Source organism: Thauera sp. ZXT1-4 (genome assembly GCF_052598215.2).
On sequence record NZ_JBQWSN020000041.1, the window covers coordinates 1 to 14387 of the forward strand.

Annotated in this window: 9 protein-coding genes and 2 pseudogenes; 10 read left to right on the plus strand and 1 reads right to left on the minus strand. The window is 58.6% G+C overall.

Annotated features, from left to right (window positions below):
* Positions 1–479 precede the first annotated feature (479 nt).
* Positions 480–1066: pseudogene (locus ACUH78_RS17610) on the plus strand (cation diffusion facilitator family transporter).
* A gap of 29 nt (positions 1067–1095) precedes the next feature.
* Positions 1096–1380 (plus strand): YnfA family protein, encoded by a 285-nt coding sequence (locus ACUH78_RS17615; protein WP_222948386.1) that lies wholly within the window; start codon positions 1096–1098, stop codon positions 1378–1380.
* A 602-nt stretch (positions 1381–1982) separates the two neighbouring features.
* Here the strand turns inward: ACUH78_RS17615 and ACUH78_RS17620 are convergent.
* On the minus strand, positions 1983–2870 hold the full coding sequence (locus ACUH78_RS17620; RefSeq protein ID WP_445334245.1) for a WYL domain-containing protein: 888 nt from the start codon (positions 2868–2870) through the stop codon (positions 1983–1985).
* 113 nt (positions 2871–2983) lie between these two features.
* Between ACUH78_RS17620 and ACUH78_RS17625 the strand changes: the two genes are divergently transcribed.
* From ACUH78_RS17625 to ACUH78_RS17660, 8 genes and pseudogenes are all read left to right on the plus strand, one after another.
* Complete coding sequence (locus tag ACUH78_RS17625; protein ID WP_445334246.1) at positions 2984–3928, plus strand: TY-Chap domain-containing protein; 945 nt, start codon at positions 2984–2986, stop codon at positions 3926–3928.
* 12 nt (positions 3929–3940) lie between these two features.
* On the plus strand, positions 3941–4906 hold the full coding sequence (locus ACUH78_RS17630; RefSeq protein WP_445334247.1) for a metallophosphoesterase: 966 nt from the start codon (positions 3941–3943) through the stop codon (positions 4904–4906).
* Positions 4907–4993: 87 nt separating this feature from the next.
* Positions 4994–6163, plus strand: coding sequence for an ADP-ribosylglycohydrolase family protein (locus ACUH78_RS17635; protein WP_445334248.1), 1170 nt, complete (start codon positions 4994–4996; stop codon positions 6161–6163).
* 47 nt (positions 6164–6210) lie between these two features.
* Positions 6211–8859, plus strand: coding sequence for a PD-(D/E)XK nuclease family protein (locus tag ACUH78_RS17640; protein ID WP_445334249.1), 2649 nt, complete (start codon positions 6211–6213; stop codon positions 8857–8859).
* Positions 8856–12077 carry a UvrD-helicase domain-containing protein gene (locus ACUH78_RS17645; protein WP_445334250.1) on the plus strand — a complete coding sequence of 1074 codons (3222 nt, stop codon included), beginning with the start codon at positions 8856–8858 and terminating at the stop codon, positions 12075–12077. Before ACUH78_RS17640 ends, ACUH78_RS17645 begins: the two co-directional genes overlap by 4 nt.
* A 306-nt stretch (positions 12078–12383) precedes the next feature.
* Positions 12384–13532, plus strand: coding sequence for a hypothetical protein (locus ACUH78_RS17650; RefSeq protein ID WP_445334251.1), 1149 nt, complete (start codon positions 12384–12386; stop codon positions 13530–13532).
* A 200-nt stretch (positions 13533–13732) separates the two neighbouring features.
* Positions 13733–13845 (plus strand): annotated as a pseudogene (locus tag ACUH78_RS17655) (transposase); the annotation flags it as partial.
* A 93-nt stretch (positions 13846–13938) separates the two neighbouring features.
* Positions 13939–14331 (plus strand): hypothetical protein, encoded by a 393-nt coding sequence (locus tag ACUH78_RS17660; protein ID WP_445334252.1) that lies wholly within the window; start codon positions 13939–13941, stop codon positions 14329–14331.
* Positions 14332–14387 lie beyond the last annotated feature (56 nt).

A 14387-nucleotide genomic window follows, 5' to 3' on the forward strand; every position in this document is an offset into this window, starting at 1 on the left:
GCATGGCGGCGCCACCTTTGTGCGGTCAGCTGCCGGAACGACGAGCGTTGGCCTTGCCATGTGCGGGTGCAGCCAAATGGAGGTAGCACCTCATGACAGATAAGGCGCATTGCTGAAAGGGCTGAACTTTGCCTCTTTGCGGCACTGACTATCGAGAGTGCTGGGGTCACATGGATACGTGGCCAGGTAGAGTGCGCTCGACACCACGAACTTGCACCAGATCGCCTTCGTGCGCGGCGCCGATGGCTGACGTGTTCTAAGTGTCTGTCAGCACCCACCTCGGAGACTCCGCAATGACCGACGATGCCGACGCACAAGGGTGCCGAGGATCTGATAGGCGTCCTGCGCAGCTACCTCAAGTGAGCCTTGCCGTGCCCACCGAGAACCCGTCCACCTGGACCCATGATCACGTCTTCGATGGCGGCAATGCGCTTGCCAAAAGCAGTACCTCGGTGGTGATGTGGATCACTGCCGTTGCGATGGTTGTCGAGATCACCGCAGGCTGGTGGTTCAACTCAATGGCGCTGCTGGCCGACGGCTGGCATATGAGCCCGCATACCTTCGCGATCGGCGTGTCTGCCGCGCTGGCCTATGCCGCTGCGCGAACGATCCGCGCTTCGCTTTCGGCACCTGGAAAATCGAGATCCTCGGAGGCTTCGCCAGCGCCATCTTCCTGCTCGGCGTGGCAGTGATGATGGTCATCGGTTCGATCGAACGCATCGTGTCGCCGCAACCCATCCAGTACAAGGAGGCCATCGCGGTCGCCATCCTGGGCTTGGCCGTCACCGTCGTTTGTGCGCTGATCCCGGGCAAGGCTCACCATCACGGCCACTCACACGGACACGGTCACGATCATCACGGCCTCAAGCTCAAATCCGCCTACCTTCACGTGATCGCCGACGCGGCCACCTCGGTGCTGGCCATCGCGGTGGTGACGCATGACCGCGCACGCACCCCCGACGCTGTGAGGAGCCGCTTGGCGGTGCACGAGGAGATCGTCCACTCAACGATCGAGATCTATCACCACGCCGGGCTTCGGGAAAGCCCTGCCGGAGGAGCCGCGTGAGGACATTGCTACTTTACTTCGTCACAGCGATGGCCGAGATCGTCGGCTGCTATCTGCCCTGGCTGTGGCTCAAGAAGGGGGGCTCGGTTTGGCTACTTCTGCCTGCGGCGGTGAGCCTGGCGGCCTTCGCGTGGTTACTCACGCTGCATGAGGCGGCCTCCGGCCGCGTCTATGCCGCATACGGCGGGATGTACATCAGCGTCGCCATCCTATGGCTGTGGACGGTGGACGGAATCCGCCCCTCCGCCTGGGACGTCGCCGGTGTAGTGGTGACGCTGGCGGGCATGAGCATCATCGCGTTTCAGCCCAAGTAGGGTGTTTGCAACCGCATGCCATGAGCTTCAATCCGCCTCGCGGGTCAGCCACTTCTTAACCTTACCCCTCCACTGCCAGCAGGTGGCAGGAGATGCAGGCGGCCTACAATTCGGGCAGCGCAGCGCCAGCGGCAAACCAGTCGCCAAAAGGTGATAGTCCCCGGGCGCCCGCACTACCCGGACCTACATCATCGACATTCAAATTGTGCTACCGCCGTGCCAGCTAGCTATTCGTAAGCGTTGCGTAGCAGGCGGCGGCTTGATGCTGTTACTTGTCATTGGTCGTTCGGTTGAATGAACGGCAGCACGGGGTCGATACCTCCAGTTCGATGAACAGGAGACCGGCCGTTCGGCTGCGCTGACCGCCGTGCGACAGCCGTCGGTAGCATTGCTGCCGCTCAATCGGGAGCGACTGACCGGCAGGTGAGGCCGAGGACGAGCCCGTCGGCACACTGATGTGGTATCTGCTCGCCAATGAGGTCGGTTGAGTTTGTGGGCTTGAACGGCCTGTGTGTTGTTGATCGATCGCAGTGGGTAGTGTTGAGCAACAAGGCGTGCAGGAACGGGAACGTCAAAGTCGGAGCATCGACAGAGCCATTGCCCTATGCTACTGCCTCGTAGCCCGGCGCGATCGCAAGACTTCGAACTTCCTGCAACGAATCCAAGTCCTTGAGGCACAGGCGATGAATCGTAGGGTCAAGACGGCGATCCGCGCTGCAATCGACATTCCATCGTTGCAGCACGTAGCCAGCGACTGCTGCCCGGACGGTCAGGTGTAGCTCGCCTGAGCGCATCCCGAAATCCCGCTGAACGATTTCTGGTCGATCGACTCCTGGATGTGCGATCAGTATCAGGTTCAGCTGGCGATTCCACTCCTCATCGGCCTGTGGCAGCTCGTGGGGAAGGATCTCTTCGCTCAGCAGCGGGTTGGCTGCTTCGATACGCGAAATCACGAGATCCCGAAACTCACTGGACTTCCTGTCGAAGACCCTCGTGTGCCAACGCAGTCCGCTATCCACCAAAGCGTGTGGAATCACCTCCCGAACGCCAACGCCTCGCTTCAGTGAGTGATATGTCACCCGAAGCACCTGCCTCTGATGGATGGCTCGCGTCACGACTGCAAGCTCCTTAAGTGAGGGGCGATTCAGTCTGATCGGCAGTTCACAAGGGATGTAGCCTTCTTCATGACGGTCTTCCCCATCGCCAAACCCCCGAGACATCGCGGACAACACGCGCTCCGGTGAATGATCGAAGACTGGCGCGAACCGTTCGCTCGGGATGTAGACCTTCCGACTACCGTCGAAATCGATGTTCTGTGGCGCTAGCTCCCGATAGGCAGTGAAATCCCGCGTGGCCACCGCCGGCGCAATCCCGAATCTGTCCATCAGATCACGCCGGCTGGCATCGCCCAGGAACCACAGGCGAAACTCGACGTAAGCCAGACGATCGCGCTGCTTCTGGCTCATCTCACCAATCATGTTTCGTGTCATTTTCGTACTCCGGTGCTGGCCGAAGTATAGAACGGAACGACGCTTGACATCATCAATATGATTACATAGCATCACATCATCAAAACGATGAAGATGAGAGTGGGAGGTGTCGAATGAGTAGAGCCGATTCAGGTCGCGAGTTGTCCCGCCCCCATCGTGTCCCCCGAGCAGCCTCTCGCGATTGGGGGCCTTTTTCTCAGAACCTTGAGCATGTTCTGGGGTGCTTGGAGGAAGACCAGTTCCTGATCCTCAATGCAAAGCATGGAGAGCGATACCTGCAGTTTTCATGTCAGGGTGCGTGGGGCATGCGCGTCGAGGTCGCGAGCAATCACTTCCTGCAGGGCGATGACCGGCTGAGCCGTCGGGAGATGGGGTGGTTGCGGTCCCATGGGTGGAACGCCCCGACCGGCACGCCCAGCCAAGCGACGCCAGAGAAAGATCCTGATGGCTCGCCGAACTACCACATCGATTTTCCGGCCTCGGTGCCTGACTCCGACGTCGCTGGTTTGGTTATTGACACCCTGATGCATGGGTTGGGGTTTCCATATCCGGGAGCGCTTACATACGAGTCTTTCGATGCAAACAACGGGCCGCTTACGTTTCCCGGCCTGGGCTTGAAGTCAAGGGCCGGGCAGGGCTGCGCTCCGATGAAGCGGGTGCTGGTAGTCTTTCGCTCGGTGACCGGAATTGAGGACTTGGCGCTTGATGAGGATGAGTACTTAGCTGTGCGCTATGGCTCGATCGACATTAACGCCTTCGTACTCGGTAGCAATGTTCGGCTCTCCGCGGTGCTGCTCACCAAGGTTGAGGAATCACTACCTCTGCTCAGCAAGCTCAATCAGATCAATGACAGCGCATATCAGCTGCGCTGCTTCGTGCATGACGAAACCGTCTGTGCGGTCTTGGATGTTCCGTCAGACCCGCTCGTACAGAAGCACTTGGTAGGCGCTCTGGATCAATTCTCAGAGGTGGCCGAAGGGCTTGCGATTGTGCTGCGTGCCGAGTTTTCGGGCGACGCACCTAGCGGGAAAACCGGGCCGACGGCCTGCTTGCAATAGCGGAAGGTGTGCATGAACTACGACATTATCGGCGACATTCACGGGCATGCAGACGCGCTCGAGGCATTGCTGGTGAGCCTGGGGTACCGGCACAGCGCTGGTGCCTGGAGGCATCTGGATCGGCAGGCGCTGTTTGTTGGCGACTTTATTGATCGTGGACCGCAGCAGGTTGAAACGGTCAATTTGGTCCGGCGGATGGTTGATGCCGGAGCAGCACAGGCGGTCATGGGGAACCACGAGTTCAACGCCATCGCATGGTTTCTTCCCGACCCGGAGTGCCCGGGCGAATACCTGCGCAAGCATCACTCCACCAAGTACGGTGACAAGAACCGAATGCAGCACCAAGCCTTTCTTTCCGCCGTGGAGGGGACGCCCCTGCATGAAGAGCTGGTGCGTTGGTTTATGACGCTGCCGGTCTGCCTCGACTTACCTGAGCTGCGTCTTGTTCATGCGTGCTGGCATGGTGCTGCGCTCGAGCACCTGCGTCCGCACTTGACGGAGGATTATTGCATCAAGCCTGAAACGATGACTGACGCAACCCGCGAACCTGACGACGAAGCTGAGAAGGACACGCCCGAGATGACGATCTTCAAGGCGATGGAGGCGCTTCTGAAAGGAATTGAAGTTCCACTGCCTGAGCCTCATACGTTCCGGGACAAGGACGGCCATGAACGCGATCGGGTCCGAGTACGCTGGTGGGATAACGCCGCCATTGATTACAGGCAGGCAGCAATGCTGCCCGTCGAGGAACGAGCCTCCTTTCCCGTTACTACCATCCCCGAGCACGCCCTAGTCGGCCACGACGGCGGAAAACCGGTATTTGTCGGCCACTACTGGCTCACCGGTGCCCCGGCGCTTCTGTCGGACAAGGTGGCCTGCGTTGATTACAGCGTCGCCAAAGGCGGAAAGCTGGTTGCCTACCGCTGGGATGGTGAGCCCACCCTCGAGGTAAGCAAGCTTCATTGGGTTCGGCCGTGAGCATGCCGATCGAAGGCACGTATGGCAGTCACTCCAGCCGCACACCGATACAGCGCCGCTGATACCCGAGCAGAGAGGAGTTTCGTGATGACGGAGTCAGAGATCCGAGAGCAATTTCAGCGACGCGCTCCTTCAGCAGGTGTTCGGGAGCGCTACCAGGGGTGCCTGCTTGGCGGGGCCGTGGGTGATGCGCTCGGGGCGCCTGTTGAGTTCATGTCCCTGACGGACATCCGGCGGAGATTTGGTCCGCCAGGCATTACCGATCTGGTACCGGTTTACGGCAAGCTTGGAGCGATCACTGACGACACCCAGATGACGCTGTTCACCGCAGAAGGAGCGCTGCGGGCCTATGTCAGAGGTTCCCTGCGCGGCATTTGCAGTCCGCCGAGTGTGATCCGAAACGCCTACCTGCGCTGGCTCTACACCCAGAGCGAGTATGAGCCGCATAACAGGGACGTCCTGCTCGACGGTTGGCTGATCACACAGAAGGAATTGTTCTCTCGCCGCGCGCCAGGTCGAACCTGTCTGGAAGCACTTCGCAGCTGCATCGCGAGCGGCCAAGCAGCCAGGAACGACAGCAAGGGCTGTGGCGGTGTAATGCGGGTCGCGCCAATCGGCATGCTTTTCCATGCACTGAGTCAGACTGACCCATCCGCCCGAGCTGAGAACCTTAACCGTGCCTTCGACCTCGGCTGCGAGGCTGCTGCGCTTACGCACAAGCATCCTACGGGCTTCTTGACTGCCGGCGTGATGGCCGCCTTGGTGTTCGAAGTACTTGATGGTGCCAGCTTGCTCGACGCGACCAACCATGTGATCCCGATGTTGAAGGAGCAAGATCGGCACGAAGAAACCCTTGTGGCGTTGGAGCGAGCGCAATCCCTACACACGAGTGGCATCGCACTGGATGAGGCCTTTCGACAGCTTGGGCAGGGCTGGGTCGCCGAGGAGGCTTTGGCGATTGGTGTCTACGCGGCCTTGCAAGCATCAGATTACGAAACCGGCGTCATAATCGCGGTCAATCACGATGGTGACAGCGATTCCACTGGCTTGATCGCAGGGCACCTGCTGGGCGCAATGCGGGGACGGTCCGCCATTCCAGAGCGTTGGCTGGCGCCTCTCGAACTGCGCGGCGTCATGGAGGAAATAGCCGACGATCTAGCCACCGCCGGTAGCTGGAGGCTGGATCCGGACGAATGGGACGATCCTGGAACCCTTGCTGAGCAGGACTACTACACGCGGCGCTATCCCGGCAGCTGAGCGTCTCAGGTGCTGTCAGGACATCAAAGAAGAACAAGGAGGCGCCCATGACAGGGCATTGCATCATCTTTGGCTATCACCTCGATGGGCAGCGGGCCACGCGCCCTGCTAACTCACTGGGTGTGTCGATCGTCGGCCCCATGGGGTTCTTGAACATTCTTGAAACCCAGCTAGGACTCCTGGCGCTGCATCTGTCTCAGGCAGAGCGCATCGTCCAGTACCGGAATTGCCTGCAGGAGTTCGATCGCCCCGAGCGCTTCTATCATGCGAGCTTCGCCACCGACCCTCTCGGAACGGCAGCCTGTTTGCTCGAGTGGCGCGACCAATGGATGCTCCATGGATGGGGCGGTGCTTTGGGCGCCAAGGCCCCCCTGCGCCTGCAGGATCTTGCCGATGTCGAAGACCTGGCCTGCGCATCCGTCGCGCCGAACGTCGGCCAGCGTTTGAAGCTTGTTCTGGATGCGTTGCAGCAGCGGAAAGCGGGCATTGAGCAGGTGCAACTTGTGGACGCGGTAGAAACCCTGCCGATCCGTTGGCAGGCGATTCTCAGCGTATTGCCTGTAGTTGGCCTAGTGGAGCTGGAAGGGGTAGGGCGAGGATTCCTGGGTGCCCTTCAACGGAAACTCCGGACTGTCGTGTCCGGAGGGCAATTGCCCGGGCCACAATCCTCAAGACTATCCTGGCAGGACGACGGGTCCGTGGTTGTCGTCCAGGCCGAAACAACGACGCTGACCAGCCACTGGTTGGCGACCCAGCTTGTTGAAGATGGGCCAACGCTGCTGGTTTCCGGTGGAAATGGCGTACGGCTTGATGCCCACCTGTCCTCAGTGAACCTGCCTCGGCAAGGATTCAAGGAGTCAAGCGAGTTCCGGCCTGCATTGCAGGTACTGCCCTTGGCGTTAGAGCTCCTGTGGGAGCCCCTCAATTTCTACGCACTCGTGCAGTTTCTAACTCATCCGGTGTGCCCAATCCCCAGCTACGCCCGCCGTCGCCTTGCCGAGAAGGTTGCCGATGCTCCCGGGATAGGTGGCGTGCAATGGCAACGGGTCCTTGCCGACATCGGCACCCACTATGGTGACGGGAAGGCAGCGCAAGTCCGGGAGCAGATTGGCGCCTGGGTTGAGCATGATCGATATCCGTCAGAGCGTGGTGCGCCGCTGACTGCCGTCATGGCACGGGTCGAGCGACTGACCGAATTCTTCCGGCTGCGCCTCGGCGAGACGGATGCTGCCCGGCGTCTCGCCTTTAATGCAGCGTTCGGCCAGTGCAAAGCCTGTCTCGAGTCGCTGAAGGGGCTCCAAGGGCAGGGGGCAGACCGCATCAGCCCGCGACAGCTGCAAAAGTTGGTTGCGCAAGCCACCGCCAATGGTTCAGACAATCCGCTCTGGCCCGCTGAGGTCGGCGCAGCGCAGGTCGTGACTAACCCGGCAGCGGTCTTTGAGCCCATCGAGCGTGTGATCTGGTCTCCCCTGTCGATGCCGGTGTTGCCTGGGCGGGATCCCTGGTCGGGCGATGAGATCCGAGCGCTTAATGAGGCGGGCGTGGCATTGCCCGATGCGTCTGAGCGGCTAGACCGAGTTGCTGCAACGTGGCTGCGGCCCGTGATGGCGGCTGGAGAACAATTGGTCCTGGTACTTCCTCCGCCGGGAGAGGAAGCGCATCCGCTTTGGCAAATGGTCTGTGCGGTGGTCGATCAGCCCAAGGTTCTTTCCTTGGAAACGCTGCTCTCTGCAGGTGGTGCGGCTTTGCGCCCCGTTACGCCTGTGCCTCTTCCTGCGCCCAAGCGGTGGTGGCAGCTACCAGACGATGTGTCCGTGGCGTTGAGGCCAAAGGAGTCCTTTTCCAGCCTCGAGAAGCTGCTCTTCAATCCCTACCACTGGTTGCTGCAGTATCCGGCTCGCCTACGCCCATCGCGTACCGTCAGTCTTGGCGGCGACTTCCGGATGTTCGGCAATTTGGCTCATGGGCTGGTCGAGCAGTATTACTCGCATCCCGACGCGCTGACGATGTCAGCATCCGTTCTCGACAGCTGGTTTGCCGGCGCTTTCGATGCTCTGGTGGATCAGGAGGGCGCTTTGCTGCGCATGCCCGGGCGAGGGGCGGACCTGGCGGGGTTCCGCTATCGGCTCCACCAAGCCATGAGGAACCTGCGAGACCAAGTGGGTAAGGCCGGTATTGTTGAGGTGCAGCCGGAACGCGCGGTCGCGGGTCACTTTCAGGGAGGCGAGTTGGCGGGTTCGGCTGACCTCGTGATGAAGAACGCTCGGGGCGAACATGCCGTCGTTGATATGAAATGGTCCGGGAGCAAGAAATTCCCGCAAAAGCTCCGTGACAACCGCCATCTACAGCTCGCCATCTATGCCGAGCTCCTTCGTCAGGAGCACGGTGCGTGGCCGTCGGTTGCCTACTACGTTTTCGACCGTGCTCGCCTTTTTGCCCCGGATGATCGCGTCTTTCCCAGCGCTGAAGTCGTTCCGTCTGCCGATGGCGAGAACACGGCGCAGCTTTGGCAACGGTTTCTCGCTACTTGGCGCTGGCGGGTGTCGCAAGTTCACTCGGGTCGGTTCGAGGTCGTGCTCGATTCGATCCCGGTGACAGATGAGTCCACAGCGCCCGAGGACGCAATGGGAACGGAAACTCTGAATGAAGCGTACAACGATTACCGGACGCTTGCTGGCTGGGAGAATCGAGCATGACGGCCGAAATGAAAGCCCATATCACCTTCATCAGTGCTGGGGCCGGTAGCGGCAAGACGCATCGCTTGACCGAACTGCTGCACCGCGAGTTGACCGCTGGGGATGTACGCCCGTCGGGTGTCATCGCGACAACATTCACCAAGAAGGCGGCGACAGAGTTGCGGGAGCGGGTGCGCGGACATCTGCTTCAACAGGGGAGCTTCGGCCTCGCGAATGCCATGGGGCAAGCGCGGATCGGTACGGTCAACGGCGTGTGTGGTCAGCTTATCGCCCGCTTCGCGTTTGAGGCCGGCATCTCGACCGAGCAGCAGGTGTTGGAAGAGGCCCAGGCCACCCTCCTGCTGAACCGGGCGATCGATGCGGTCCTGGATCAGCCGGCAATGAATCAGCTGCTCAGTCTGGTTCGCCGTTTGGGACTGGAGGAAGGTTGGAAGGATGCCTTGCAGTCTCTGGTCAACCAAATCCGTACCAACGACATCCCCCTTGCCAAGGTTCCCGGCTATGCTCGGGCGAATGCAGACGACCTTCTAGGGCACTTCCCAAAGGCGACAGCCCAGAACCTCGATGCCGATCTGCAGACTGCGATCCAGGCAGCTTTGCCGACGATTCAGGCCGCCGCGGTGGCGGGTGGGAAGAAGAACACCAACGCTTACCTGGAGCTGATCAAGCGGTTTGCCCAGAACCTTGCGCATCAGTCAGCGCCGTGGAGCGACTGGGTCAAAGTTGGCAAGGAAGCGCCCGAAGCGGCATTGCGCCAGACCATCGAGTCGATCGCCGATTTGGCTGCGCGCGTCGCCGAGCACAGTGGGCTGCATGCGGACCTTCGACGTTATCTCGAACTCATCTTCGATCTTGCAGCCAAGGCGCTGGCGAACTATCAGGTCTTGAAGCAGGAACTCGGTGTTCTCGACTTTGCGGATCAGGAGCACCAGTTGCTTGGTCTGCTCGAACATCCTGAAGTAGAGGCTGTGCTCGCCGACGAACTCGATCTGCTGATGGTGGATGAATTTCAGGATACGAGTCCAATCCAGCTCGGACTCTTCCTGAAGTTGGCTCGCTTTGCCAAGAAGGTCTACTGGGTCGGTGACATCAAGCAGGCGATCTACGGATTCAGGGGCAGTGATACGGCGCTCATGCAGGCAGTTCTCAAGGCTTTGCCGGGTATGGGAGGCACTAAGGAAGTTCTGCCTTCATCCTGGCGGTCACGCCCGGAACTCGTAACGGCTGTAAACGCGGTCTTTACTCACGCGTTTGAAGACTCATTGCCGAGGGAGGAGGTTGAACTCAAGCCAGAGCGCAAGGAACCCTTGACCAGCCCAGTGTTGGCGAACTGGATTCTGGGTGGCCGGAATGCTGACCTTGAAGCATCCGCGTTGGCGTCCGGCATACGCAAGCTGGTCCATTCTGGCTACATCATCCACGACAAGACCACCAAGGCACTTCGCCCAGTTCGCTTTGGCGATGTTGCAATCCTGTCGCGCTCCCATGAGGGGGTGAAGTCCATTGCGGCCGCTTTGTCCGCACAGGGCATTCCCACCGCGACGTCTCAACCCGGTTTGCTGGCGACACCCGAAGCCACCTTGGCGCTGGCATGCCTGAGACGTATGAACGATCCCGGCGATACGGTTGCTACGGCGGAAATCGTTTCCTTGGCTGACTGCCTCGAGCCCGAAGTCTGGGTGGCGGATCGGTTGAGGTATCTGGCCAAAGAGGGTGATACCGATCGTTGGCTTGAGCAGGCTATCGAGGGACATCCCGCCCACCCGGTGCTGGCAACGATCGCCGTGTTGCGAGCCTCCCTGCCGGTGCTTGCTCCACGAGAAGCCCTTGCTACAGTGGTCGCCGCCTGTTCCCTACCAGACAGGGTCATCCGCTGGACGACAGATCCAGATCTTGTTCGTACTCGGCTCGCCAACCTGGAAGCCTTGATTCAACTTGCCGAACAGTACGAGGGCCTTTGCCGGAGCGGTCAGCACGCAGCCACCATATCCGGTCTAATCCTTTGGCTTGGTGAGATCGCCGATAAGCAGCAAGACATGTTGGCCGAGCCGGCCATCGATGCGGTTAAGGTGATGACCCACCATGCTGCCAAGGGTCTTGAGTGGCCAGTCGTTGTTCTGACGGATCTCGCGAAGGACGTTCAGGACAGGCTCTGGTCGATCTCCGCGCAATCGGGAGCGGACTTCGATGCCCAGGATCCGCTGTCGGATCGGTTCATCCGCTATTGGCCCTGGCCGTTCGGCCTGCAACGCAAGATCGCCGTGGCGGACGAGATCGCGCTTACACCGATCGCCGAGGGCTTCCGGAAGGCAGCGATCGAAGAGAATAAGCGCCTGCTCTATGTAAGCATGACCCGAGCTCGGGATCTCCTGGTGTTGGCGAGATCCAGCCGGAAGCTGACCGGTGAGTGGCTCGACTGCATTGACGCACCGTGGCTATTCGGGGAGGAGGGGGGTGATGCAGTGACGCTGCCATCAGGTGATTGCCTTCCGGTGGAGCGATGGGCCCTCGACCCGATGGAAGCGCCGGAAAGGTCGGAGCGGGGAGCGTCGGAGCCAATGTATTGGTTTGACGGCTCAGGAGACGTAGCGCACCGGTTGCCGCTGAGCTTCAACCCGTCTTCAGCTCTAAAGGCCGCTGCGACTGTCCTTGAGAAATGCAAGGTCGGCGAGCGGATTCCCGTGGCGAGTGGTGCAGACATGAGCGTACTTGGAACGGCGGTCCATGCGTGTATTGCAGCGTCTTTCACCGACCAGCACCAAACGCTGTCCGTGCGCGAAGTCGAGGACGTCCTTGCTGGCTTCGAGGTACAGGCGTATCTCGACCCCGCTGCGGTGCTGCGTCAGATCAATGCCCTTCATGACTGGGCCGCCAGCCGGTGGCCCAATGCGAAGCCTCATGCAGAGATTGCTGTTCAAAGCGTGTTGCCATCAGGGCAGGTGCTCAATGGGCGAATCGATCTGCTGCTGGAAACCGACGAGGGGTGGGTCTTGATCGATCACAAGTCCAGTCAGCTGGCAGCGGACCATTGGGATCAATTGGCTAGCGAGTATGGGTCTCAGTTGATGGCTTACGCGGATGCGGTAGAGCGAGCGAGCGGAAGAAAAGTGGTCGAGCGTTGGCTATTTCTTCCGGTAGCGGCTGGTGCAGTCAGTATCGGCACTCCACGTGTTGATTCCGCGGAAGGCGCTAGCGTGTCGCTCTTGGAGGGGGCGTAGTCGGTCCTGTGGCTTACGCTGCAGTCGCTGACAAGCGCTGCAATGCCGTTCTGCTGCAGTGTGAGTAGCGATTGAATGAACTGACATAGCAATGGTTCTACACGCGCTGCTCTTCATCTCATACTTCGAACTTATCCGCAGAGCCTGTTTTTCGATGGTTTGACTTCTCCTCTACGGACCGTAAAGACGTTCTCACCCGACAACGAAGTCGAGACGTAGCGAAGATCTACGCAATAATAGTATTACATTCAGAACCAAGGCAGGAAGCGCGTACTGTATGCCTAACACATTTTGTGAAGAATCGATATGAGTAAAGTTTATCTGATGGATCAGAATGCTCAGACTAGTGAGCTGGAGCGAGTTAGATGCAAAGATGAAGACAAGGAGCTCCAGCGATTGCTGGAGGGCAATCCTCGCCTTCTTTCCGGGGAGCAAATGGACCCAGATAACCCGAGAGAGTGGTTGCTAATAAAACGTGAGATGCCAGTCACGGATCCTTCGTCTGGCGCGCTGCGGTGGTCCATCGATTTCTTTTATGTTGACCAGTTCGCAATTCCAACGTTGGTTGAGTGCAAGCGCTGTGCCGATACTCGCTCCCGGCGAGAGGTCATCGCTCAAATGTTGGAGTACGCAGCAAACGGCCACCACTATTGGACAGCTTCGGAAATGCGCAGTTACGCGGAAGCAGCTGCGGGAGGCGGCGAGGCGTTAGCAGCCTTGTTGCCTGTTTTTGCGCAGACCGAAGACCGTACGGTTGAAGGTTTCTTTACATCGATTGAGCAGAACCTTCGCGAAGCGAAAATGCGATTGGTCTTTTTCTTGGACGAGTCTCCCTACGAACTGCGAAGTCTTGTTGACTTTCTCAATCGTCAGATGACCAACACAGAAGTTCTTCTCATAGAGGCGCGTCAATACCAGTACGCATCGCAGCGTGTTGTCGTTCCTTGGTTGTTTGGATACACGGAAGAAGCTCGCGTTGTCAAACGGGAGACTCGAAAGGAAGCACAAACCTCCTCTGGGGAGCGTGGTCCTGAAGCGTACTGGAAAGAAGTAGAGAAATGCAATGCGTCTCCAGACGTTAAATCCGCAATGCGGAGTTTTGTCAGTGCGTTTGAAAACCCTCCGTTATCGAACTTGGGAGTCATCTGGTGGGGGAAGAACGCTCTCGTAGGTCTACCAAAATTGGTCAAGAACCGAGCGCTCTGCAGCCTAAACCGAAATGGAAGCCTTAGTCTGTGCTTCGACTATTGGAATGAAAAATATCCGGACATAGGAGACAAACAACTTTCCGCACGCGATGCCTTTGCGAACGGATTGCTGGACTTGGGGATCTATCTAAAGAAAGATTGGAAAATGCCCTGCACAATCAGCGTCGGATCGGATGAATGGATGCCGAGGCTGGATGGAATAATTGCATTGCTGATACGTATTGGTGAGAAGTACGCGGATGAATAATGCTGAGCGATTGTCCTTCAGCCTGGCGATCAGCCGTTGTAGTTGTAATGCAACCGGACGTACAGTCCAGGTCCGCCGTCTGTGCCTGCTATGTCAATATCGTTCCTTTAATGAATTGTATGACTTGTAACTTGACCTGCTCGGGCGTTGTCGGGTTGCTTTGCATTTGACAGGCATGGCTTCCATGCGAGAAACAAGTCATGAGGATGAGCAATTTTACCGAAGCGCAAATTGTTAGATCCTGCGTGAAACCGATAGAAACCCGCTTGCGGAGGTCGCGAGGAAGCACGGCATCAGCGATAGGACGATCTACGGCTTACCCAAGAAGTAAATTTTCGACTTCGCTGCTACAGCAGCCCCAACACGTGAAATGTTTTCCCTCAGTGGGGAGAATGGAACCTCATCCATGAAACCAGATAGTATTGAGTGGTTCATTAAAAAGATAAGTAATCTGCCGTCAGACAAGCCTGTCGCATATCGGACACCGGGTTACAACAACTATATGACGCAGAAAGACCACTGGCTTGGTTGGATTGATCCAAACTCGAACACCGGAACATATCAACGTGCAAGCAGGCCAGATCGTGATGCACGGTATGTCTATAACCACATTATGGAGCCGAAAATGCTCTTGTGGCTGGCTTCAGCGTCTGGGGTGAACTCTGGCGTTATCGAGGAGGCAATGCTTGCATCAGAAAATGCTTCATCATTCGCAAGCAGATCAGCGGCAGTTCGCAAGATTATTCCATGGGCGGTTGTATCCGCCGCATTATCAGCACTCGAGTCTGAAGATGGCTAACAAATACCTGAATCCGTGTTGTCTTCAGCGCGTACCCGCTCCGCGAGCCCCAGCGC

Excerpts from the sequence above, each read along its gene's own strand:
- ACUH78_RS17615 (WP_222948386.1), top strand. The coding sequence starts at position 1,096 with ATGGCCGAGATCGTCGGCTGCTATCTGCCCTGGCTGTGGCTCAAGAAG.
- ACUH78_RS17620 (WP_445334245.1), bottom strand. The coding sequence starts at position 2,870 with ATGACACGAAACATGATTGGTGAGATGAGCCAGAAGCAGCGCGATCGT.
- ACUH78_RS17625 (WP_445334246.1), top strand. The coding sequence starts at position 2,984 with ATGAGTAGAGCCGATTCAGGTCGCGAGTTGTCCCGCCCCCATCGTGTC.
- ACUH78_RS17630 (WP_445334247.1), top strand. The coding sequence starts at position 3,941 with ATGAACTACGACATTATCGGCGACATTCACGGGCATGCAGACGCGCTC.
- ACUH78_RS17635 (WP_445334248.1), top strand. The coding sequence starts at position 4,994 with ATGACGGAGTCAGAGATCCGAGAGCAATTTCAGCGACGCGCTCCTTCA.
- ACUH78_RS17640 (WP_445334249.1), top strand. The coding sequence starts at position 6,211 with ATGACAGGGCATTGCATCATCTTTGGCTATCACCTCGATGGGCAGCGG.
- ACUH78_RS17645 (WP_445334250.1), top strand. The coding sequence starts at position 8,856 with ATGACGGCCGAAATGAAAGCCCATATCACCTTCATCAGTGCTGGGGCC.
- ACUH78_RS17650 (WP_445334251.1), top strand. The coding sequence starts at position 12,384 with ATGAGTAAAGTTTATCTGATGGATCAGAATGCTCAGACTAGTGAGCTG.
- ACUH78_RS17660 (WP_445334252.1), top strand. The coding sequence starts at position 13,939 with ATGAAACCAGATAGTATTGAGTGGTTCATTAAAAAGATAAGTAATCTG.